General features: G+C 77.3%; 2 protein-coding genes. Both read left to right on the forward strand.

Annotation, left to right across the window (positions count from 1 at the left end):
- Window positions 1-140 precede the first annotated feature (140 nt).
- Entirely contained in the window at window positions 141-452 is a 312-nt protein-coding gene (locus ACFRMQ_RS40255; RefSeq protein ID WP_380735874.1) for a hypothetical protein, read from the forward strand.
- 108 nt (window positions 453-560) lie between these two features.
- Window positions 561-2230 (forward strand): non-ribosomal peptide synthetase (locus tag ACFRMQ_RS40260; RefSeq protein WP_380735875.1); only part of this gene is annotated, 1670 nt, incomplete at its 3' end.

The raw sequence follows: 2230 nt of genomic DNA on the forward strand, positions 1-2230 counted from the left end.
CCCACCGAAATCACTATGACACATGTCGCCCACACCCTGGCGATGCGCCGCTCCCACCTGCGCGAGCGCCTGGCGGCAACGCCGGCGCCGCCACCGCGCTCTGGCGCGAACTCGCGTCCGAGATGGAGGAGTTGACCGGGGTGAGGGTGCCCGCCGCGATCGCGCCGGTCGGCACGGGCGAGGCCGTCGCGCTGCCCGAGTGCGCGGGGGAGTACCGCAACGGCTCCCTCCGCTACCGGGTCGAAGCGGCCGGCGACGGACCGGCCACCCTCTCCGTGGACGGCGACCCGCCGATCCCGCTGCGCTGCTACGCCGACCTCTCCTACGACCTGCTCGCCCCCGACACCGGCCTCCCCGAGCCCGGCGGGAGCTTCCACCGGGACCCGGCCACCGGCCGGATCGACCGGGTGCAGGTCTCCGGGCGCACGGCCCGCCGGACCGGCTCCGACTGAGCCGCCCGCGCCCGCCGCACCGCCGTCACATCCTCTCCCCGGACCCGAGGGCCGGCCACCGCCTGCCCAGGCGTCCCGTCGTCGCCCCCATCGGAAGGACCTTCCGCCATGGCCGACCGGCCTGCCCAGCCCGCACGTCCGTCCGTTCCGCCGCAGGCCGGCGGCGCCGCCACCGCGCCCGAGCACCGGACGCTCGACGCCCTGTTCGCCGTCCAGGCGGCCGGCACCCCGCACGCGCCCGCGGTGACCGACGGCCGGCGCACCTGGACCTACCGGGAACTGGCCGAGCGGGCCGACCGGCTGGCCCACGACCTGAGGCGGCGCGGCGCCGCGCCGGAGCGGACGGTGGCGCTGGTCCTGCCGCGCTCGATGGAGCTGATCGCCGCCGAGCTCGCCGTCGTCCGGGCCGGGGCCGCCTTCCTGCCCGTGGACCCGTCCTACCCCGCCGAGCGCCGGGCCCTGATGCTCGCCGACGCCGCGCCCGCGATCGTCCTGGACGACCCGGCCGCCGTCCGCGAGATCCTGGAGGCGGCCGGGCCCGCCGCCCCGGTCACCGCGGCCCCGACGAGCCCGGACCACCCGGCGTACGTGATCTACACCTCGGGCTCCACCGGGACGCCCAAGGGCGTGGTGGTCACCCACCGGGGGATCGCCGGCTTCACCGAGGCGGCCGTCGAGAACTACGCGGTCCGGCCCGGCGACCGGGTCCTCCAGTTCTCCTCACCCAGCTTCGACGCCTCCGTCCTGGAGCTGTTCGTCTCCGTCCTGACCGGCGCCACCCTGGTGATCCCGCCGGACGGCCCCTGGCTGGGCGAGGAACTCGCCGCCGTCCTGGACGAGCACCGCATCACCCACACCCTGATACCGCCCGCCGCCCTGGCCACCGTGCCCGCCGGTGCGGGCCGCCACCTGCGCACCCTGATCGTCGGCGCCGAGGCCTGCCCCGCCGAACTGGTCGACCGCTGGGCGTCCGGCCGGCGCATGGTCAACTCCTACGGCCCGACCGAGGCCACCATCGTCGCCACCTGGACCGGCCCGCTCACCGCCGGCACCGGCTCGCCCACCATCGGCGACGCCCTGCCGCACGCCCGGGTGTACGTGCTCGACGAGGCCATGCGTCCCCAACCTCCCGGCACCGACGGCGAGTTGTACCTCGGCGGCGAGGGCGTCGCCCGCGGCTACCTGCGCCGCCCCGGGCTGACCGCCGCGCGCTTCGTCGCCGACCCCTTCGGCCCGCCCGGCGCCCGTCTCTACCGCACCGGCGACCGGGCCCGCCGCAACGCCGACGGGGAACTGGAGTTCCTCGGCCGGCTCGACCGGCAGGTCAAGGTCCGCGGCTTCCGGATCGAACCGGGCGAGATCGAGGCCGCGCTGCGTGCCCACCCCGCCGTCGACCAGGCCGTCGTGGTGGTCCGCGAGGACGAGCCCGGCCACGCCCGGCTGGTCGGCTACGCCACGCCCGCCGACCCGGCGGCGGCCCCGGACCCGGCCGAGCTGCGCACCGCGCTGGCCGCCACCCTGCCCGCTCACCTGGTGCCCGCCGTCGTCGTCGTCCTGGACGCGCTGCCCCTCACCCCGCAACTCAAGGTCGACCAGCGGGCCCTGCCCGCGCCCGCCCGGCAGAGCGCCACCGGACACCTCGCCCCGCGCACCGAGCGGGAACGCGTCCTGGCCGGCCTCTGGGCCGAGGTCCTCGGCCTCGACGCGGTGGGGGCGGACGACGACTTCTTCGAGCTGGGCGGCGACTCCATCCTCGCCGCCCGCACCCTGGCCCGGAT

The sequence above is a fragment of the Kitasatospora sp. NPDC056783 genome (assembly GCF_042789895.1).
Lineage (GTDB): Bacteria > Actinomycetota > Actinomycetes > Streptomycetales > Streptomycetaceae > Kitasatospora.